General features: G+C 72.2%; 19 protein-coding genes and 1 pseudogene. 8 read left to right on the plus strand and 12 right to left on the minus strand.

Translation table 11 applies throughout. From position 1 onward, the window contains the following. Positions 1-24: 24 nt before the first annotated feature. The 5 genes from ACGF0J_RS16100 to ACGF0J_RS16120 are packed head-to-tail and all read right to left on the minus strand — an operon-like array spanning position 25 to position 4,091. Positions 25-564 carry a TrmH family RNA methyltransferase gene (locus ACGF0J_RS16100; protein WP_393146304.1) on the minus strand — a complete coding sequence of 180 codons (540 nt, stop codon included), beginning with the start codon at positions 562-564 and terminating at the stop codon, positions 25-27. Beyond that, a complete protein-coding gene (locus ACGF0J_RS16105; protein ID WP_393146306.1) occupies positions 561-1,151 on the minus strand; it encodes a class I SAM-dependent methyltransferase in 591 nt (196 codons plus the stop codon). Before ACGF0J_RS16105 ends, ACGF0J_RS16100 begins: the two co-directional genes overlap by 4 nt. Before the next feature lie 11 nt (positions 1,152-1,162). Further along, positions 1,163-2,110, minus strand: a complete 948-nt coding sequence (locus ACGF0J_RS16110; protein ID WP_393146308.1) for a VWA domain-containing protein — start codon at positions 2,108-2,110, stop codon at positions 1,163-1,165. After that, complete coding sequence (locus ACGF0J_RS16115; RefSeq protein ID WP_393146310.1) at positions 2,107-3,093, minus strand: DUF58 domain-containing protein; 987 nt, start codon at positions 3,091-3,093, stop codon at positions 2,107-2,109. The genes ACGF0J_RS16110 and ACGF0J_RS16115 overlap by 4 nt, the downstream gene beginning before the upstream one ends. Beyond that, positions 3,090-4,091 carry an AAA family ATPase gene (locus ACGF0J_RS16120; protein WP_393146312.1) on the minus strand — a complete coding sequence of 334 codons (1,002 nt, stop codon included), beginning with the start codon at positions 4,089-4,091 and terminating at the stop codon, positions 3,090-3,092. Before ACGF0J_RS16120 ends, ACGF0J_RS16115 begins: the two co-directional genes overlap by 4 nt. Positions 4,092-4,147: 56 nt before the next feature. On the opposite strand from ACGF0J_RS16120, the gene ACGF0J_RS16125 reads away from it, so the two are divergent. Then, positions 4,148-4,912: a hypothetical protein gene (locus ACGF0J_RS16125; RefSeq protein WP_393146314.1), complete on the plus strand. Its 765-nt coding sequence runs from the start codon at positions 4,148-4,150 to the stop codon at positions 4,910-4,912. A 16-nt stretch (positions 4,913-4,928) separates the two neighbouring features. Here the strand turns inward: ACGF0J_RS16125 and ACGF0J_RS16130 are convergent, their stop codons facing one another. Next, positions 4,929-5,567 (minus strand): response regulator, encoded by a 639-nt coding sequence (locus ACGF0J_RS16130; RefSeq protein WP_393146316.1) that lies wholly within the window; start codon positions 5,565-5,567, stop codon positions 4,929-4,931. Then, the gene (locus tag ACGF0J_RS16135) at positions 5,564-6,844 is read right to left on the minus strand and encodes a sensor histidine kinase (protein WP_393146318.1); all 1,281 of its coding nucleotides are present in this window, start codon (positions 6,842-6,844) and stop codon (positions 5,564-5,566) included. Before ACGF0J_RS16135 ends, ACGF0J_RS16130 begins: the two co-directional genes overlap by 4 nt. A 186-nt stretch (positions 6,845-7,030) precedes the next feature. Between ACGF0J_RS16135 and ACGF0J_RS16140 the strand changes: the two genes are divergently transcribed. From ACGF0J_RS16140 to ACGF0J_RS16150, 3 genes are read left to right on the plus strand one after another with little or no spacing between them, the layout of a single operon-like run. After that, entirely contained in the window at positions 7,031-7,594 is a 564-nt protein-coding gene (locus tag ACGF0J_RS16140; RefSeq protein ID WP_393146320.1) for a ClpP family protease, read from the plus strand. Between the two features lies 1 nt (position 7,595). Next, complete coding sequence (locus ACGF0J_RS16145) at positions 7,596-8,213, plus strand: ATP-dependent Clp protease proteolytic subunit (protein ID WP_393146322.1); 618 nt, start codon at positions 7,596-7,598, stop codon at positions 8,211-8,213. A 58-nt stretch (positions 8,214-8,271) separates the two neighbouring features. After that, on the plus strand, positions 8,272-8,904 hold the full coding sequence (locus ACGF0J_RS16150; RefSeq protein ID WP_393146324.1) for an IMPACT family protein: 633 nt from the start codon (positions 8,272-8,274) through the stop codon (positions 8,902-8,904). An 81-nt stretch (positions 8,905-8,985) separates the two neighbouring features. On the opposite strand, the gene ACGF0J_RS16155 is transcribed toward ACGF0J_RS16150, so the two are convergent. Beyond that, positions 8,986-10,209 carry an isochorismate synthase MenF gene (locus tag ACGF0J_RS16155; RefSeq protein ID WP_393146326.1) on the minus strand — a complete coding sequence of 408 codons (1,224 nt, stop codon included), beginning with the start codon at positions 10,207-10,209 and terminating at the stop codon, positions 8,986-8,988. Between the two features lie 205 nt (positions 10,210-10,414). Here ACGF0J_RS16155 and ACGF0J_RS16160 point away from each other — a divergent pair, with 205 nt between their 5' ends. Continuing rightward, positions 10,415-11,251 carry an SGNH/GDSL hydrolase family protein gene (locus ACGF0J_RS16160; protein WP_393146328.1) on the plus strand — a complete coding sequence of 279 codons (837 nt, stop codon included), beginning with the start codon at positions 10,415-10,417 and terminating at the stop codon, positions 11,249-11,251. 239 nt (positions 11,252-11,490) lie between these two features. Here the strand turns inward: ACGF0J_RS16160 and ACGF0J_RS16165 are convergent, their stop codons facing one another. Then, complete coding sequence (locus ACGF0J_RS16165) at positions 11,491-12,222, minus strand: HNH endonuclease family protein (RefSeq protein WP_393146330.1); 732 nt, start codon at positions 12,220-12,222, stop codon at positions 11,491-11,493. Between the two features lie 684 nt (positions 12,223-12,906). Here ACGF0J_RS16165 and ACGF0J_RS16170 point away from each other — a divergent pair. Beyond that, positions 12,907-14,766: pseudogene (locus ACGF0J_RS16170) on the plus strand (N,N-dimethylformamidase beta subunit family domain-containing protein); the annotation flags it as partial. A gap of 73 nt (positions 14,767-14,839) precedes the next feature. After that, positions 14,840-15,481: a DUF4082 domain-containing protein gene (locus ACGF0J_RS16175; protein WP_393146611.1), complete on the plus strand. Its 642-nt coding sequence runs from the start codon at positions 14,840-14,842 to the stop codon at positions 15,479-15,481. Positions 15,482-15,521: 40 nt separating this feature from the next. Here the strand turns inward: ACGF0J_RS16175 and ACGF0J_RS16180 are convergent, their stop codons facing one another. Together ACGF0J_RS16180 and ACGF0J_RS16185 are read right to left on the minus strand one after the other, a co-directional pair. Continuing rightward, entirely contained in the window at positions 15,522-16,943 is a 1,422-nt protein-coding gene (locus tag ACGF0J_RS16180) for a glycosyltransferase family 4 protein (protein ID WP_393146332.1), read from the minus strand. 488 nt (positions 16,944-17,431) lie between these two features. Beyond that, positions 17,432-18,490: an Rv2578c family radical SAM protein gene (locus ACGF0J_RS16185; RefSeq protein ID WP_393146334.1), complete on the minus strand. Its 1,059-nt coding sequence runs from the start codon at positions 18,488-18,490 to the stop codon at positions 17,432-17,434. Positions 18,491-18,622: 132 nt separating this feature from the next. Here ACGF0J_RS16185 and ACGF0J_RS16190 point away from each other — a divergent pair, with 132 nt between their 5' ends. Next, a complete protein-coding gene (locus ACGF0J_RS16190) occupies positions 18,623-18,901 on the plus strand; it encodes a DUF3040 domain-containing protein (RefSeq protein WP_393146336.1) in 279 nt (92 codons plus the stop codon). A gap of 100 nt (positions 18,902-19,001) precedes the next feature. On the opposite strand, the gene ACGF0J_RS16195 is transcribed toward ACGF0J_RS16190, so the two are convergent. Next, positions 19,002-19,493, minus strand: a complete 492-nt coding sequence (locus ACGF0J_RS16195; RefSeq protein WP_393146338.1) for a general stress protein — start codon at positions 19,491-19,493, stop codon at positions 19,002-19,004. Between the last annotated feature and the right edge of the window lie 202 nt (positions 19,494-19,695).

Genomic DNA, 19,695 nt, shown 5'->3' on the forward strand with positions numbered 1-19,695 from the left:
GAAGAACGTGAGTGAAGAAGAAGGTTACGAATCAGGCAGGCTCTGCCATTCCTGGCGGCGCGCCTCGGCCAGCGCGATGGCGGCGGCCACGGCCACGTTGACCGAGCCGACCCGCCCGACCTGCGGGATGTAGCAGGCCCCGTCGACGGCGTCGAGCAGCGCCGGTGAGCAGCCGTGGTCCTCGCTGCCGACCACCAGGCAGACGTCGCGGGCCAGGTCGGCGCGGTGCAGCGGCACCGCCTCGGCGGTCAGCTCGATCGCCAGCACGGTGTAGCCGTCGTCGCGGGCGGCCTTGACCGCCTCGGTGACCGGCGTCGGCTCGTGCCAGGAGACCAGCCGTTCGGTGCCGAGCGCGGTCTTGCCCGCTTTGGGGTTGGTCGGCGGGGTGGCGTTGCCGGCGAGCCAGATCTGGTCCACGCCGAACGCCGCGGCGGTGCGGAAGATCGAGCCCACGTTGAACGGTCCGGTCACCGACTCCAGGATCAGGGAGAGCCTGTTGCCGGTCTGCCGCCGCCAGGTGCGGTTGAGCCGCTTGACGTCGGTGGGTCGCAGTTGCCTTCTCAACGTTCCACTTTCAGGATGCGGTAGGCGGCCCGGGAGGCCTCGCGGGAGGCCTGCCAGCCCTGCTCGCCGAGCCAGCGTTGCAGGGAGTCGGAGCCGAGGTGTTTCTGGACGACCAGGTAGGCGACGCCGCCGGGCGCCAGCCGCGACAACCACCTGGTGAGCATGTCATGCAGGGCCGGCTTGCCGATCCGGATGGCCGGGTTGGACCAGATGGCCCGGAAGGTCACCCCGTCCGGCAGCTCGTCGGCGTGCACGGCCCTGACGCGGCCGAGGCCCGCGGCACGCGCGTTGCGCTCCGTCAGCTCGACGGCGCGCCGGTTGACGTCCACCGCCCACACGGTCGCCCCGGGCGCGCGTGCCGCCATGGTCAGCGCGATCGGGCCGTATCCGCAGCCGAGGTCGAGCAGGTCGCCCTCGCGCGGCGGCGGCGGGACCGTCTCCAGCAGGATCCGGGTGCCGAGGTCCACCCGCTCGGGCGAGAAGACGCCGCTGTCGGTCTCCAGCCGCAGGTGCAGGTCCGGCAGCACCAGGTCGACGCTGCCGGGCCTGCTCGCCGTGCCCGGCCGTTCGGAGAAGTAGTGGGCCACGGGCGTAGACGTTACGGGATGCGGATGCCCAGCAGCACGGCGGCGCCCGCCATCAGCGTCCCCACCACCAGCGCGGCCACCAGGAACCACTGCGTGACCTCCTGGTCGACCAGCTTGTAGCCGAGCGAGGTGCCGATCTGCTCGTAGACGTCGCGCAGCTCGCTGCCCGACTCCGCCGAGTAGGCCCGGCCGCTGGTGCCCTCGGACAGCGTCTTCAGGGTCTGCTTGTTGACGGGCACGTTCACCGGCCGGCCGTCGATGTTGACGGTGCCCTCCTGCGTGCCGTACGCGATCGTGGACACCGGCACCCGCGCCCGCTTGGCGAACTCGATGGCCTCGGCGACCGAACGGCCGGAGGTGTTGTCGCCGTCGGACAGCAGGACGATCGCGGCGGGCGGCGGGTCGGTGGCGGCGTCCTGGTCGAACGAGCGCACCGAGTCGAGCGCGTTGAACACCGCCTCGCCGATCGCCGTGCCGGGCCGGGTCGTGAGGTTGCCGATCGAGGTGACCACGGCCTGGTGGTCGGTGGTGGGGGAGATGACGACGTTCGCCGAGCGGGCGAAGGACACCACGCCCACGTTGAACCGGTCGGGCAGCTCCTTGACGAACGCCTGCGCGGCGGCCTTGGCGGCGGTGATCCGGTCGGGCTGCACGTCGTCGGCGTCCATCGACAGCGACACGTCCAGCGCGATCATGATGGTGGCCCGGTCGCGCGGCACCCGCACCTGGTCGGCGGGCTTGGCCGCGCCGATCACCAGCAGCGCCATCATCACCAGGAACAGCAGCGGCGCCACGTGCCGCCGCCAGCCCGGCGCGGCCGGCGCCACCAGGTTCAGCAGCGCCAGGTTGGTGAAGCGCACCGTGTAGCGGCGCCGGGCGAGCTGCGCCGCGACGTACCCGGCGACCAGCAGCGCGGGCAGCACGAACAGCCACAGCCAGCCGGGGGACAGGAAGGTCATGGCGCGGCCCTCCGCCGGACGAGGTGGCCTGTGCGGCGCTGACGGAGCACGAACTGCGCGATGTCGAACACCCAGTCGCGGTCGGTGCGCAGGACCAGGTGCGCGACGCCCGCGCGGCGCAGCGCCGCGCGGGTGCCGTCACGCTGGAGCGCGGCTGCCTCGGCGTAGGCGCGGCGAACTTTGGGCGAAAGGTGCACTTCGCGTACTTTCCCGGTCTCGGGGTCGGCGAACGCGACCCGGCCCACGTCCGGCAGCTCCAGCTCGCGCGGGTCGATCACCTCGACCGCGAGCACCTGGTGGCGGGCCGCCAGGCGGCGGATCGGGCGCTCCCACGGCCGCTCGGCGTCGGGGTCGAGCACCGGCCGGGCGTCGAGGAAGTCGGACACCACCACCCGCATGCCGCGCCGCCTGCGCGCCGCCGCCAGCACGTCGATCCCCTCCGCCAGGTCGGGCGGGTCGGCCACGACCCGGCCACGCGGGGCGTCCATCAGCGAGTGGAGCAGCCCGTACAGGGCGGGACGGCCGGACCGCGCCGGCATGCGGTGCACGTGCTCGTCGTGGATCACCAGCGCGCCGAACCGGTCGCCCAGCCGGCTCGACAGGAACCCGATGGCGCCGATCGCGGACACGACCAGGTCGCGCTTGTCGGTGTCGGCGGTGCCGAAGTCCATGCTGGGCGACAGGTCGGCCAGCGCCCAGGTCTCCAGCTCGCGGTCGGCGATCAGGTCGCGCACGTGCGGAACCGTGGTGCGCGCGGTGACCGCCCAGTCCATCCGGCGCACGTCGTCCTCACCCGGGACGTAGACGCGGCTGTCGCCCGCCTCGCTGCCGGGGCCGGGCAGCAACCCCTGATGGGCGCCGTGCAGCAGACCGTCGAGCTTGCGCAGCACCTTCAGCTCCAGGCGGCGCAGCGCCTGCTCCGCCGTCGTCGCCCGCCCGGGCGACGGTGGTGGGGTCGGTGGGGGAGTCGGCGGCGTCGTCACCGCTGCTGGTTCCACACGACGAGAGGCGGAGGCACGGCGTGCAGGATCTGCCGGACGACCTGCTCGGGATCGACCCCGTCGGCCAGGGCGTCGAAGGTGAGCATCAGCCGGTGCGCCATCACGTCCACCGCCACGTCGCGGACGTCGTCGGGCAGCAGGTAGTCGCGGCCGCGCAGCAGCGCGAGGGCGCGCCCCGCGGACACCAGGCCCAGGGTGGCGCGCGGGCTGACGCCGATCTCGATCGTCTCACCCAGCTCGCCCAGGCCGTACTCGGCGGGCGCGCGGGTGGACATGACGAGCCGCACGACGTAGTCGGCGACCAACTGGTGCACCGAGACCTGCTCGGCGGCGTCCTGCAGCGCCTGCAGCCGCTCGGGGTCGAGCACCCGCTCCGGCACCGGCGGCTTGACGCTCATCCGGTGCAGGATCTCCAGCTCCTCGTGAGCGGTGGGATGCGGCACCCGCACCCGGAACAGGAACCGGTCGCGCTGCACCTCCGGCAGCGGGTAGACGCCCTCGGACTCGATCGGGTTCTGGGTGGCCAGCACGACGAACGGCCTGGGCAGCGGGTGCGTGACGCCGGCCAGCGTCACCTGGCGTTCGGCCATGACCTCCAGCAGGGCCGACTGCACCTTCGCCGGGGCGCGGTTGATCTCGTCGGCGAGCAGGAAGTTGACGAACACCGGGCCCAGCTCGACATCGAACTTCTCGTTGGACGGGTGGAACACCCGGGTGCCGACGATGTCGCTCGGCACCAGGTCGGGGGTGAACTGGATCCGGGCGAACGAGCCGCCCACGACGGTGGCCAAGGTGGAGGCGGCGAGGGTCTTGGCGACGCCCGGAACCCCTTCGAGCAGGCAGTGCCCGCGTGCCAGCAAGGCGACGATCAGCCTCTCGACCATGTGTTCCTGCCCGACGATGACCCTGCGGACCTCGTCCAGGGCCTGACGCAGCACGGCCGCGTCGGTCCCTCCCGGCAACTCTTCGGCGACGCTCATGCAGCCCATTCCACCAAACGTGCCGCGAACGTGCACCACGCCACGTCTGTGCTTTCATGGCAGACGTGGCAAGTCCGCTGCAGTACGGCGACCCTCCCCGGCTGGGGCCGTTCGTGGTCCAGGCGCGCCTGCACGTGGCGCCGGCCGGGTTCGTCTACCTGGGTCAGGCGGCCGACGGGCGCGCGGTGTCCCTGGCCGTGCTGACGCGCGGCGCGGCGCTCGACGCGGCGGCGCGCGAGCGGTTCGTCACCGCGATCAGGGAGACCGAGACGCGCGGCGGCGTGCGCGGCTGGCTCGGCCGGGCCGTGCGGGCGCGGGCCGCCGTGCTGGAGGACGCGCCCGCGGTGCTCGCGATGGACACGGGCCGGGCGCCGTGGGTGGCCGTGCCGTACGCGCCGGGCCGGCCGGGGGCCGAACGGTTCCTGGAGCCGGTCATGGTCGGCGGCACGTTCATCGGCCCGGCGCACGGGCCCGACTTCGTCCCCTACTGGCTGACCGACCGGGCTCCCGCGCTGCCCGGCCCGCCGCCGGGCCGCAGGCCGCTGACCGAGACGCGCAAGCGGGTGCTGATCGCCCTGCTCGTGCTGGTCGGGCTGGTGCTGCTGCTCACCGTGATGGCGTTGCTGATGCTGCTCGGCCGGGCCGACACCGAGCAGGTGCCCCGGCCGCTGCCACCCACCAGCTTCGAGCCGAGCCCGCCGCCGACGCCCGCCTCGCCGGAGCCGCGCCAGCCCTCACCGAGCCCGTCGCCCTCGCCGTCGGGCCCGGGCACGCCCGGCCCGTCGCAGGGGGAGGACCCGCTGGAGGAGGACCCGCTCTGACGCCATGTGGGCCGCCTCAGCGCGGCGACACGAATCCCGACTCGTAGGCGGCGATGACGGCCTGGGTGCGGTCGCGCACGCCCAGCTTGGCCAGCACGTTGCCGACATGGGTCTTGACCGTCTCCTGGCCGAGCGTCAGCTCCGCCGCGATCTCGCCGTTGTTCAGGCCCCTGGCCATCAGGCGCAGCACGTCGCCCTCACGGTCGGTCAGCCGGTCGATCCCCGGCACCGGCGCCGTGGGGCGGCGCCCCGCCAGCGTCCGGATCGCCGCCGGGAACAGCAGCGTCTCACCGGCGGCCACCAGCTTGACCGCGCGGACGAGCTCGTCGGGACGGGTGCGCTTGAGCAGGAAGCCGTCGGCGCCCGCGCGCAGCGCGTCGTAGACGTGGTCGTCGTTCTCGAACGTCGTCACCACCAGCACCTTCGGCGGCTCGGTCATCGCCACCAGCCGACGGGTGGCCTGGATGCCGTCGAGCGCGGGCATGCGCACGTCCATCAGCACGATGTCGGGCCGTTCGCGGCGCACCACGGGCACCACCTCCGCCCCGTCGGCCGCCTCGCCGACGACGGTCAGGCCGGGCTCGGTGTCGAGGATGACGCGCAACCCGGCGCGTACGAGGTCCTCGTCGTCGGCGATCACGATGCGCACGGTCATGCGCCCGACCGTAGCGGCAGCCGCGCCGCGACGCGCCACCACCCCTCCCCGGCCGTGCCGACAGGAGAGGCGTCCGGGGTGGCGTCCGGGGTGGCGTCGGCGGGAGCCGGCGCCGGGCCGGCCTCCAGCTCGCCCCGCAGGAGGCGGACCCGCTCGCGCATGCCGGTCAGGCCCCTGCCTCCCGGCCCGGCGGTGCGGGTGCCGATCGGGTTGCGCACCTCCAGCCGCAGCTCGCCGTCGTGGACGCCGACGGACAGCCGGACCTGTCCCCGCCCGTACTTGATCGCGTTGGTCAGGGCCTCCTGGATGATCCGGTACGCCTCGCGGGAGACCACCGCAGGGACGCCGGACAGGTCGCCGGCCTCGTGCCGCACCCGGGCCCCGGAGGCGGCGACCAGCGCGTCCAGGTCGGCCAGCGTCGCCTGCGGTGCGCGCGGGCCGGGTCCGGCCTCCTCCTCCCGGCCGGGAGGAGTCTCCCCCCGGCGCAGGACGCCCAGGACGTGGTCGAGGTCGTCGAGCGCCGAACGGGCCGACTGCTCGATCGCGGCCAGCGCCGTGCGTGCCGTGGCCGGATCGCGGTCGAGCACGCGCCCCGCAGCGGCCGCCTGCAGCGTGACGACGCTCAGCGCGTGGCCGACCGAGTCGTGCAGCTCGCGCGCGAGCCGGTTGCGCTCGGCCAGGGTGCGGGCGTGCTCCTCGGCCGCCGCCAGCCGCTCGGCCGGGGTCGGGCCGAGCAGGACGGGAGCCAGCCGGGCCAGCAGCGCCCCCGACCCCGCCGCCATGGCCACCAGCCCCGCCAGCGTCACCACGCCTACCAGCGCCCACCCCACCTCGGGCGCGCCCGCCTCCACCCGCAGCGAGAGCACGTCGATCGGCCCCGGGACGAACGGCTGCGCCAGCGTGAACAGCGTGAACGGCACCACCGCCAGCGTGCACCCGCTGACCACGCCGCCGACCGCCAGGTGCAGCGTGAACCAGGCCGCCGTGCGGCGGCGCTCCTGCCACGACCGGCGCTCCTGCCGCGGGGGCGTCAGCACCTTGGCCCCGAGCAGCCCCTGAGCGGCGCTCACCGCCAGCCCGCGCACCGGGAGGAACAGGCCGGTGAGCGCGACGACCGGCAGCACCGCCACGAACACCCCCAGCTCGACCGGCAGCATCAGCGTGGCGGTCCCCTGGCCGGCCAGGCCGCCGACCAGCACGCCGACCATCATGTACGGCATCAGCAGCGCCCCGCCCAGGATCAGGCACGCCCAGCGCCGGGCGAGGTTCACTCTCACATCCGGCATTCTATGTCGACGTGAATTCACTCTCGGAGTAATGCGCTTTCAGAGAAATGCGCCGCCAGCGAAAAACTCCAAGAATGGCCCTCCGCCGGGTCTAGCGTTTGAGGGGCAGTTCGACACGCATTCGGCGGCCGCGAAAAGCCCGGACGGCTGCCGCGGTCCCCGAAGGAAAGGCGACCGATGACGGAGACCATGCGCGCGTCCTGGCCCGACCAGCTCAGCCAGCGCCTGCTCAGGGAGCGGATAATCGTTCTCGGCCAGGAGGTCGACGACGATATATGCAACCGGCTCTGCGGCGAGTTGCTTTTGCTCGCCGCAGAGGACCCGAAGCGCGACATAACCCTTTACATCAATTCGCCCGGCGGCTCGGTGCACGCCGGTCTGGCGCTGTACGACATGATGCAGTTCGTGCCGTGCGACGTGGCGACGGTGGCCATGGGCTTCGCCGCGTCCATGGGGCAGGTCCTGTTGTCCGCCGGCGCTCCCGGCAAGCGCTACATCCTGCCCAACGCCCGGGTCGTGATGCACCAGCCGCTCGGCGGCATCGGCGGCTCGGCCGCCGAGATCCAGATCCAGGCCGAGAACATGCTCTACACCAAGCGCCGGATGGCCGAGATCATCGCCCACCACACCGGCCAGCCGCTGGAGCGCATCCAGGCCGACTCCGACCGCGACCGGTGGTTCACCGCCCAGGAGGCGCTGGACTACGGCTTCGTCGACCACATCGCCGAGGGGACCAACTGACATGAGTGGACGCTACGTGCTGCCCTCCTTCACCGAACGGACCTCCTACGGCGTCAAGGAGCTCAACCCGTACAACAAGCTGTTCGAGGACCGGGTCGTCTTCATCGGCGCCCCCATCGACGACACCTCGGCCAACGACGTGATGGCCCAGCTCCTCACGCTGGAGTCGATCGATCCCGACCGCGACATCAGCCTCTACATCAACTCGCCGGGCGGCTCGTTCACCGCGATGGCCGCCATCTACGACACGATGCAGTTCGTCCGGCCGGAGATCCACACGGTCTGCATCGGCGAGGCCGCCTCGGCGGCGGCGGTCCTGCTGGCGGCCGGAGCCCCCGGCAAGCGCGCAGCCCTGCCGCACGCCCGCGTCCTGCTCCACGAGCCGGCCGCCGAGGGCGGGCGCGGCCAGTCCAGCGACCTGGAGATCCACGCCCGCGAGATCCTGCGGATGCGCGACCAGCAGGAGGCGATCCTCGCCCGGCACACGGGCCGCCCCGAGCCGGACATCCGGCGCGACATCGAGCGTGACCGCATCTTCACGGCCGAGCAGGCGCGCACGTACGGGCTGATCGACGACATCTACGCCTCCCGCAAACGCGCCCTCACCCCGACCCGCTGACCCGCTGACCCACCCGTCACGTCCCTGATCTACGTTGTAAAGGCGGTAGCTTGGCAGCGTGACCTCCTACCTCACCGTCAAGGGCCGCGTCGAGCACGAGACCGAGGCCAAGCGCTCGCGCTTCCTCTGCGCCGTGGCCCCGGCGCGCACCGTGGAGGAGGCGGTGGAGTTCATCGCGGAAAGGCGCCGGCTGCACCAGGCCGCGACGCACAACTGCACGGCGTACGTGGTCGGCCGGCGGGTCCAGAAGGGCGACGACGACGGCGAGCCGGGCGGCACGGCCGGCACCCCGATGGTGCAGGCGCTGGTGGGGCGGGGGTTCAGCGACGTGGTTGCCGTGGTGACGCGCCACTTCGGCGGGGTGCTGCTGGGAGCGGGCGGGCTGGTCCGCGCGTACGGGTCGGCGGTGACCGAGACGCTGGACCGGGCGGAGGCGGATGGGGCGGTGGCGCGCATGGTTCCCGCGACGGTGGTGCGCGTGTCCGTCGCCCACGACCAGGCCGGGCGGGTGGAGAACGACCTGCGCGCCTCGCGGTACGCCCTGCGCGAGGTGGCCTACGGGACAGCCGTCGAGTTCGCGGTGGCCGTGGGCGAGGACGAGGTGGACGCGTTCGCCGAGTGGGTCGCCACGCTCACGGCCGGGCGGGCGCGCCTGGAGCGGGGCGAGGGCATCCACGTCCCCGCCGGGTGAACCACCAGCCGTATGGGCGGGCGGTCGGCTTCGACCCGGCCTTGAGGTCCTGAGCGGCCGCGGCGAGCGTGCTGTGGCTGGTCAGCCTTCCAGGGCGTACTGCATGACGCGGAACTTGGCCTGGGCCTCGGCCAGTTCGGAGCCGGGGTCGGAGTCGCCCATGATGCCGCCGCCGGCGAAGAGCCGGGCGCGGCGGCCGTCGATGAGTCCGGAGCGCAGGGCGATGCCCCACTCGCCGTCGCCGTGGGCGTCGATCCAGCCCACCGGCCCGGCGTAACCGGCGCGGTCCATGCCCTCCAGCTCGCGGATCACCTTGATCGCGGTGTCGGTCGGGGTGCCGCCGACGGCGGCGGTGGGATGCATGGCCGCGACCACGTCCAGGACGGACGCGCCGTCGGCGAGCCGGCCGCTGACGTGGCTGGCCAGGTGCTGGACGTTCGGCAGGACGAGCAGTTCCGGCTCGGCGGGGGTGTGCAGCTCGGCGCAGAGGGGGGCGAGGGTCTGGCGAACGGAGGCGATGGCGCACTCGTGCTCGTGCCGGTCCTTCTCGGAGGCGAACAGGGCTGCGCCGCGGGCTATGTCGTCGGCGGCGCTGGTGCCGCGCGGGGTGGTGCCCGCGAGCACCAGCGACTCGATCTGCTTGCCGGTGCGCCGGACGAGCAACTCGGGGGTGGCGCCGACGAGTCCCGCGACGGAGAAGGTGTAGCAGTCGGGATAGCGGTGCGCGAGGCGGGACAGCAGGAGGCGTACGTCGATCGGATACTCGGCGGTGGCGAGCAGGTCGCGGGCGAGCACCACCTTCTCCAGTTCCCCGTCGCGGATGCGGCGGGCGGCGCGGGCGACGATGTGCTCCCACTCGGGGGCCGTCAGGCTGCCGTCGCCGTAGCGGATGCGGCCGGGCGGGCGCGGCGGGCCGAAGGCGTGCAACTGCGACTCGCCGACAGTGGTGAGCCAGGTACGGCCGTCGCGGCGGGACAGGACGGTCTGCGGGACGACGAGGGTGGAGCCGGGGGAGTCCTCGTCGAAGGTGAACGTGCCGAAGGCGACGGGCCCGGGGCCGTCGAGCGGGCCGGCGGTGTGAGCCTCGCCGAGGACGGTGGCGAGCCACCGGCGCGCCCAGGCGAACCGGCCCGGCCCTGGCGGGACCGTGACGCGGGCGGCCTCCCCCCAGCCGACGAGCCCCTCGCCGTGCCGGACCCACGCGTACGGCGCGGTCCTGGGCAGGGCTGCCAGCAGGTCGCCGGGGTCGCTCGCAGGGGTTGTGCGAACCGGCAGCGGGCGGGTTGTTCCGAGCGCGACACTCACCCAAGACACTCTATGCGGGAACTGAACACGTTCGACTGGGACCCCCGCGAATGCCCGGATACCGTGCCGATCCAGGATATGGCCCTCATTGGGGGCATCCACCTCGACTCCGGACTGTCAAGCGGCGATATGCAGTGGGTTCGGAAACGGCCCTTGTGGCGGTGACGTCATGGTGGGGCGCGGGCGCGATCCCTACCGTGGGCGCATGATCAGTCACCTGACTCCCGTGGTCGCCGCCGTCGTGGTGTTCGCCGGGTCCGGAACGGCGCAGGCCGCGTCGTCGCGGGTGCCGGTGCCGGGCACGATGGTGGCGCTGGGAGACTCGATCTCGGCCGGGTACAACGGGTGCGGCTGGTACGTCGCGTGCACGTCCCGGTCCTGGTCGACCGGCGACCATGCCCCGGTCGACAGCCACTACCGGCGGCTGCTGCGGCTGGACGGCGGCATCAGGGGCCACAACACCAACCTGGCGGCGCCGGGCGCGACCAGTGCCGGTCTGATGGCCCAGGTGCGGCGGGCGATCGAACTGAAGCCGGGCTACGTGACGATCCTCATCGGCGCCCAGGACGCCTGCGTGCGCACCGAACGGGAGATGACGCCGGTCGAGACCTACCGGCGGCGCCTGGACGACGCGCTGGCCGCGCTGCGCGACGGGGTGCCCGGCGTGCGGGTGTTCGTGGCGAGCATCCCCGACCTGCGGCGGCTGTGGCAGGTCGGCAAGGGCAACGGGTTCGCCCGGGCGTTCTGGGCGGTGGGGCGGATCTGCCAGACGATGCTGGCCCGGCCGACGTCGGTCAAGCGGGCGGACGTGGAGCGGCGCGACCGGGTCCGGGAGCGGGTGATGGCCTACAACCGGGAGGCCGCCGAGGCGTGTGCGGCCCTGGGGGAGGCGTGCCGCACCGACGGGGGCGCGGTGTTCGGCTTCAGGTTCACCCTCGATCACATCAGCGGATGGGACTACTTCCATCCGAACGCGGACGGTCAGCGAGCGCTGGCCCGGCTGACCTTCCCGCGCGGCTTCGACTGGGCCGACACCCGCTGACCCGCGTCGGACCGCGTCGGACCGCACCGGACCGCGTCGGACCGCATCGGACCGCGTCGGACCGCATCGGACCGCATCGGCCCGCATCGGCCCGCATCGGCCCGCGTCGACACTTTGCCGACGCCCGACCGCGTGCCGACACGTGCCGACACCCGACGACGTCCGCTGAACCCCGCTGACATCAGCGTCGCAGCTCGGCCGGTCTGCCCGCTCGCCGCGGGCTCCGCGAACGGCCGTGGTCAGCGGCACTGGGCGAGCATGGCGTTCCGGTCGGGCCTGGTGACGGGCATGTCGTACTTGAGCGCCACCTGCGCGAAGCGGGTGACGTAGGCGCAGCGGACGCGGCGCTGCGGGGGCAGCCAGCTCGCCGGGCCGGAGGCGTCCTTCTGCTCGTTGGCCGCCCCGTCGACGGGCAGCAGGTTGAGCGGGTCGTTGGCGAAGTCGAGCCGCCTGGACATCGGCCAGCGGGCCGAGCCCATGCGCCAGGCGTAGGCGAGCGGTACGACGTGGTCGACCTGGACCTCGTCGGCGTCGCTCTTGCTCCAGTCGATCGTCCTGCCCGTGTAGGGATCTGCGAGCCGCATGGCGACCACCACGCACCGCGAGCCGTCCCGGTAGACGACGTCCTGCCCGTCGCGGGCGAGGAGGTCGTCGCGGGTACGGCAGCCGTTGCGGGCATAGGGGACGCCGGTGGCGGAGTCGGCCCAGTTGTCGCCGTAGCGGGTGCGGGCGTAGCCGGTGCTGGGGCCGCGTCCCCGCACGCGCAGGTCCTGGATGAGGGCGCGGGCGGCGGCTCGGTCGGCGCGGCCGGTGACCGGGGCCAGGCCCGGCAGGGTGCCTGCGGCGTTGCCGAGCGGGCTGGCGGCGGTGGTGTGCCCGGCGGCGGCCTCGCCCGCGCCGGTGCCCTTGCCGGCGAGTGCGGCGAGGATGACGACTCCGGCCAGCACGGCGACGACGTCTTTGGTGGTCAAGCGCGCCTCCGGGGGTGAGGAGACCGGGCACCTCTCTAGAGAGATGCCCGGGTTCGGCTGCTTCGACACGGTGTCGTGCCGGCGGTACTGCGGTAACCTCCGCCCTTCGTCTGGCGAGCACCGATATATCCGGCTATAGGTATGCGACTTGGATCGACACGCCCTTTTCCTGTCTAGAGCCGTCGTTTCATCACCAGGGCGATATGCGGCCCCGTGTTCTGCCTACCATCCCCGAGTACCGATGATCTTCATGGGGGTGCAGGGGTGACTGGGCGCATGCTGTTCCGGATCTGGTCCGCCGTCGTGCTGGCCGCCGGCGTGGCCCTGGTGCCACCGCCGGCGGCGGCCGCCGAGAGCCGCCCGCCGGGCGGGCGCACCGCGGGCGCGGCCGCGTTCGCCGCCCTGGCCGCCGACGGGGCCAGGCGGCAGGAGCGGGAGATCCGCGCGGGTGGCGGCGTCGCGGCGCAGGCGGCGGTGTGCGCGGGCGTGTCCGTCATCTGCGAGGAGAACAACAAGCCCGGCAACCCGCCCAGCGAATGGGACGTCGTGGGGTCGGGCAGCAGCGCCATCCAGGGTTACGCGACGCAGATGAGCGTCGGCCTGGGCGAGACCGTGCGGTTCAAGGTGGAGACCGTGGCGACGAACTATCGCCTGGACATCTACCGCATCGGTTACTACGGCGGGATGGGCGCGCGGAAGATCGCGACCGTCGAGCCGTCGGCCGCGCTGCCGCAGCGGCAGCCCGCGTGCGCCGTCGAGACGCAGACGGGGCTGATCGACTGCGGACGCTGGGCCGTGTCGGCGTCGTGGGCCGTGCCCGCGAACGCCGTGTCCGGCGTCTACATCGCCAAGCTGGTCCGGGAGGACGGGCCGACCGGCGCCAGCCACATCATCTTCGTGGTGCGCGACGACACCCGCGGATCGGACATCCTGCTGCAGACCTCCGACACCACCTGGCAGGCGTACAACAGGTACGGCGGCAACAGCCTCTACTTCGGCTCGCCCGTCGGCCGCGCCTACAAGGTCAGCTACAACCGGCCGTTCCGGACCCGGGGGACCACGACCAGCGACGCCCCGGAGAGCTTCTTCTTCAGCGCCGAGTACCCCATGGTGCGCTGGCTGGAGGCCAACGGCTACGACGTGAGCTACTTCTCCGGCGTGGACACCGCCTCCCGCGGTCAGGAGCTCGTGGAGCACCGGGTGTTCCTGTCGGTCGGCCACGACGAATACTGGTCGAACGAGATGCGGGACCACGTGGAGAGCGCCCGCGACGACGGCGTCAACGTGGCGTTCCTCTCCGGCAACGAGGTCTTCTGGAAGACCCGGTGGGAGCCGAGCATCGACGGCACGGACACGCCGTTCCGGACGCTGGTGTGCTACAAGGAGACGCACGCCAACGCCAAGATCGACCCCAGTCCCCAGTGGACCGGGACGTGGCGCGACCCGCGGTTCTCGCCGCCGTCCGACGGCGGCCGGCCGGAGAACCGCGCCACCGGGACCCTGTTCATGGTCAACGGCCCCGTCAACGACACCATGAGCGTCCCGGCGGAGTACGGGCCGATGCGGTTCTGGCGCAACACCTCGGTGGCCGCCCTGCAACCCGGGCAGTCCGCGACGCTCCCCGCGGGGACGCTCGGCTTCGAGTGGGACGAGGCGCCGGACGACGACTTCACGCCGCCCGGCACGGTGCGGCTCTCCCGGACGACGGTGACCACCTCGTCCAAGTACCTGCAGGACTTCGGCACCGTCTACGGCCCGGGCACGGCGACGCACAGCCTGACGCTGTACAAGGCGCCGAGCGGCGCGCTCGTCTTCGGCGCCGGCACCGTGCAGTGGTCGTGGGGCCTGGACGCCACCCATGACTTCCCCGGCACCCCCACCGACGTCCGGATGCGGCAGGCGACGGTCAACCTGCTCGCCGACATGCGGGCCCAGCCCGCCAGCCTCCAGCCCGGCCTGGTGCCGGCCACCGCGTCGACCGACACCGTCGCGCCGACCGTCACGATCACCACCCCGGCCGCCGGGGAGAGCGTGAGCTCCGGCACGATCGTGGTCCGGGGCACGGCGGCCGACACCGGGGGAGGCGTCGTGGCCGCCGTCGAGGTGTCCACCGACGGCGGCGCGCGGTGGCGCCAGGCGACGGGCCGCGCCGACTGGCAGACCACCTGGACGATCGAGGGCAGCGGCGAAAAGACGATCATGGTGCGGGCGGTGGACGACAGCGGCAACATCCAGGCGCCCCCCACCACCCGAACCGTCTCCTCCGGCTGCCCGTGCAGCATCTTCCCGTCGTCCGCGGTGCCCGCCGTGGCCTCGGCGAACGACGTCCGTTCGGTCGAGCTCGGCGTGAAGTTCCAGGCATCGACCGCCGGCGTCGTGACGGGGATCAGGTTCTACAAGGGCCCGGAGAACACCGGCACGCACACCGGCAGCCTGTGGACCAGCGGCGGCCAGTTGCTGGGCAGGGTGACCTTCACCGACGAGACGGCCAGCGGATGGCAGCAGGCCCGATTCGCCACCCCGGTCCAGGTGAGCCCCGGCACCACCTACATCGCCTCGTACTTCGCCCCCCGAGGGCGAGTACTCGCAGAACACCTCCTACTTCACCGCCCCGGTGGTGAACGGCCCCCTCACCGCCCCGGCCAGCGGGGCGAGCGGCGGCAACGGCGTCTACCGGTACGCGTCGGGCAGCGCCTTTCCCAACAAGACGTACGCCGCCAGCAACTACTGGGTGGACGTCCTGTTCACCCCGTCCGGGCAGCCTCCCGTGACGAGCAGCCTGTGGAGCGACGCGACGCTTCCGGCGACGCCGTCGGCGGACGACCCGAGAGCGGTGACGCTGGGCCTGAAGTTCAGGGCGACGACGAGCGGGACGGTGCGGGGCGTCAAGTTCTTCAAGGGAGCCCAGAACACCGGCACGCACACCGGCAGCCTGTGGACGGCCGACGGCCAGCCGCTGGCGTCGGTGACGTTCAGCGGCGAGACGGCGAGCGGCTGGCAGCGGATGGACTTCGCGACGCCCGTGGCGATCAACGCGAACACCACGTACGTGGTCTCCTACCACACCACGTCGGGGTTCTACGCGCTGAACAGGTCGTACTTCTCCGCCCCGTACGCCAACGGACCGCTCGTCGCGCCGGACAGCGGCGCGGTGGGCGGCAACGGGGTGTACCGGTACGGGGCGGCCAACAGCTTCCCCACCGGCAGCTACCAGGCCAGCAACTACTGGGTGGACGTCGTGTTCACCGCCGACCCGTGACCCTGTCTCGCGCGCCCGGCCCGCCGCCGCCGATCACCGCCTACCGCGACGGCGCGCTGGCCGACGTCATCGCCGAGCCGGTCGAGCGGTCGGCCCTCGAAGGGCCGCCGGCCGTCTCAGGACCGCCGGTCCTCTGCCGGCCGGCCGTCTCAGGGCCGCCGGACGGCCGCGAACCGGCCGTCTCAGACCCGCCGGCCGGCTGGGGCCGGACATAGGTGCCGTTGCGGCGGGCGACCAGCTCGTCCAGCAGGGCGTCCCAGCGCGCGCCGACGGCGTCGAGGTCATAGGTGCGGGCGGTCTCCAGCGCGCCGGCCGCCAGCCGCCGCCGCAGCTCCTCGTCCTCGATGACGCGGATGATGGCGGCGGCGAGGTTGGCGTTGGTGCGCGGCTTGACCAGGAGACCGTCGACCTCGTCGGTGATCATCTCCTTGGGCCCGTGCGGGCTGTTGAAGCTCACGATCGACAGCCCCTTGGCCATGGCCTCGAGGATGGTCATGGGGAAGCCCTCGTGCCGGGAGCTGAGCACGTAGATGGAGGCCCGCTCCAGCTCGGCGCCCACGTCGGTGGTGGCGCCGGGCAGGACCACCTTGCCCTCCAGGCCGGCCTCGGCGATCTGGGTGCGCAGGTTGTCCTCCTGCGGGCCCGCACCGAAGATGCGCAGCTGCCAGTCGGGATGCGCCTGGGCGACCTGCTCCCAGGCGGTGATGAGGCGGTGGAAGCCCTTGATCCGGGTCATCCGGCCCACCGCGATGGCGACCTTGGCGTCCAGCGTGGCGACGCCACCGGTCATCGGCGGCACCGCGTTGGGGATGCGGACGAGCCGCTTCGGCTTCTTGGGCAGGGTGTCGCGGTAGTCGCGCAGGTCAGCCTTGGTGAGGGTGACGAGGGCGTCCATGCGGCGGTAGCGCCACTTGATGAGCTCCTGCATCGGCTCGGCCTGGGTGCGCAGGGCGACGTGCTCCTGTCCGACCGTGATGACGCCGGGCGGCGCGAGCTGCGCCATGGCGAGGTTGAGCCCCGGCCGGGTGGCCATGAGCACCCCGCCGTCCAGTGAGCGGATGTAACGCGCCAGCTTGAGGTCGGTCCACAGGTTGAACCGGTGGTAGGCCGTCTCCTCCTGGGGGATCAGTTTGCTCGGCATCTTCGACAGCATCGCCCGCAGCGGGTCCGAGCTGGGGTTGAGCCGGTCGTCCAGGAAGCGGAACCTGACCCGGGGGTCGATCGGGAAGAACGGCTCCTCGGCCTCCTTGAGGATGGACACGATCTCCACGTCCCGGTCGCGCGCCAGGTAGCTGGCGAGATTGAACACGGTACGGATCGTGCCGCCCATGCCGTTGGCGTGGAGCAGCAGGATGCGGACCCGGTCGGCGGAGGGGGGCGGCGCGTTGCGCGCCTTGCGCCGGTTGTACCCCCGGTACAACCGGACCATCGCCGACTTGCCCTTGCGTGCCAGTGCGCGCACCTGTGGGATCCCCCTTGGCGTCAAGTGTCGTAAACACGCTTGGCCGACGATGAGGACACACCTCACCATCGGCACACTGTCTCGTTGAGGTGGAGTGCACCGTGCATCCCCGTGGCACTATCCCCACCTATGATCTTTAGACGCGATAAATGGTCTTAAGGTTGCATCTTGATCGAGACGAGTCTCGCGCGGCGGCGCGAAAGGCGGGTGAGAGGCGGGCGGCGGCCGCGCCGCCCGCCCAGGTCACCGGCTCAGGCGGGGTGTCACGCCTGGTCCGGCTTGCCGGCTTCCTTCTTGGCGTCCTTGGCCTGGCGGCCGGTCTTGATCGCCTGCTTCTTGGCCTTGCCGGACTTGGCGGCCGGTTTCTTCTTGGTATCGGACATGGCTATACCCCCCGTATGAACCATGCATGCCTCTTCGGCACACTAAGCCGCTTAGTACCCATTTGGCACTGAAAACCGACATAGTGCCATTAGTTACATGGCGATCTACAGCAGGGTGAGCTGCTCGGGCCCGGCGGGCAAAGGCGCGGGTCGGGGTGCGGACGGTGGAGCGGCCGGCCGGGCCGGGAGGCGGCGGGCCCGCGCCGGGGTGGCCCGGCCCATGCCATGGCGCTCGGCCAGCTCCCTGACCAGGCCCGTCACGCGCTGCTCGTAGGCCCGGGGAGCGTAGGCGCCCCTGCCGTACAGCTCCAGGTAGCGCGGCAACAGGCGCGGATGCTCGCGGGACAGCCACGCCAGCCACCACTCGCGTGCGCCGGGACGCAGGTGCAGCACGATGGGCGTGACGTGGGTGGCGCCCGCCTCGGCGATCTCCTTGACCGTGCGTTCGAGCTCGCCGGGGGAGTCGGTGAGGTAGGGCAGGATCGGCGCCATGAGCACCCCGCACGGCACGCCGTGGTCGTTGAGCGTGGCGCAGGTCTCCAGGCGCCTGGCCGGGTGCGGGGTGCCGGGCTCGGTCGAGCGCCAGGCGTCGGGGTCGAGGAAGCCCGCCGAGACGTTGGTGGCCACCTCGGTGACGCCGGCCGCCTCGGTGAGCAGGTCGAGGTCTCGCAGGATGAGGGTGCCCTTGGTGAGGATGGAGAAGGGGTTGGCGGCGTCGCGCAGGGCCGCCAGGACGCCGCGCATGAGCCCGTAGCGGCCCTCGGCCCGCTGGTAGCAGTCGACGTTGGTGCCCATGGCCACGTGCTCCCCGCGCCAGCGGGGCGAGGCCAACTCCTTGCGGGTCAGCTCGGCCGCGTTGACCTTCACGATGATCTTGGAGTCGAAGTCGGCCCCGGCGTCGAGGTCGAGGTAGCGGTGGGTGGCCCGGGCGAAGCAGTAGAGGCAGCGATGCCCGCAGCCCCGATAGGGGTTGATGGTGTGGCCGAACGGGACGTGGCTCCCCGCCGGGACCCGGTTGATGATCGACCGTGCGTGGATCTCGTAGAAGGTCGTGCCCCGGAACTCGGGGGTGTCGAACGTCCGGGCCACCGCGCCGCGTGCGAACAGCGGCACGACCGGATCGTCCTGATCAGTGCCCTCAAGGCGCAGATTGTCCCAACGCATGCCTTATTAGAACAGGCATTCGACCGTGATCGCAAAGGGAAAGAGGCTGCAATTACCTCACCAGGCGGCGGCTAATGATCTTCAGGGTTGGGCAGAAACCCCGCACAGAGCTTGCGTTCCGGAGGTGCATCTATGGCCTGGTCGCAGGACGAGGAGAGGATGCTGGCCCAGATCGAGCGTCACCTCGTCGACGACGATCCACGTCTCGTGGCGCGACTTGAGTCGTTCAACGAGCGGGCGCGGCGCAGTGAGGCGCAGGCCTCCGGCGTCGCCGGGCCTCGGCGCATGCCACGCCGCTCGACCGTCATCATCCTGGTGAGCTGGCTGCTCATCGCGACGTTGATCGCGACCTTGCTCATCATGGTCCTGCGTCAGGAGGCCGCCGGCCTGGCCCTGGCCGCCACTCTCTGAGCTGCCCACTCTCTGAGCCGTCCACTCTTTGAGCCGTCCACTCTTTGAGCCGTCCACTCTCTGAGCCGCCTCTCTCTGGCTCGTCGTCCCGCCCCACCGTTCAGGTCGTACGCCACCCGTGCTTGATGAGCAGGTTGCGTGCGTCCTCCGCCACGGCGTGGTCGGTGAGCACCTCGTAGCGGTCGGCCACGATCGTGCTGCACGACACCAGGTCGCCGCGCCCCCGCGTGGCCAGCCGGGTGCCGAGGGCGAAGAGTGCCCCGAAGACCGCGCCGTAGAGCAGCCCGCCCACCGCCATGGCCGGCAGCACGGCGCCGGGGGTGATCAGGCCCAGCAGCAACCCGGCCAGCAGGCCGAACCAGGCCCCCGTGACGGCCCCGGCGCCGGCCGCGCGAGCGCGGGTGAGCCTGCCCATGATCGTTTCCACTGTTCTCAGGTCGGCGCCCACGATGGAGACCCGCTGCACGGGGAAGTCGTTGCCGGCCAGGAAGCGCACCGCCTCCCGGGCCTGCTCGTAGGTCGGGTAGGTGCCCACGGAGGTGCGGAGTGCCACGTCGGCCGACGGGGTGGCGGGCGTGCCGGTGGGGAGCATCGCGGCTCTCCTTTCGGCTGGGCGGGCGGAGGGCGAAGGCGTTCTCCCTCTCATAGATCTCCGCTTGGAGAAAACTTAAACATGAAGTTATAGGTTTCGTCCCCGAAGGTTGCTCTCGCAGCGGTCGCCGCCCCGCCCGTTCGCCGCTGTCCGCGTCCCGGCCCGCGTCCGGGCCCGCCGCCCGTTCGCTGCTTCGCCCGGT

This window comes from Nonomuraea sp. NPDC047897, from assembly GCF_043204415.1.
Taxonomy (GTDB): Bacteria; Actinomycetota; Actinomycetes; order Streptosporangiales; family Streptosporangiaceae; genus Nonomuraea.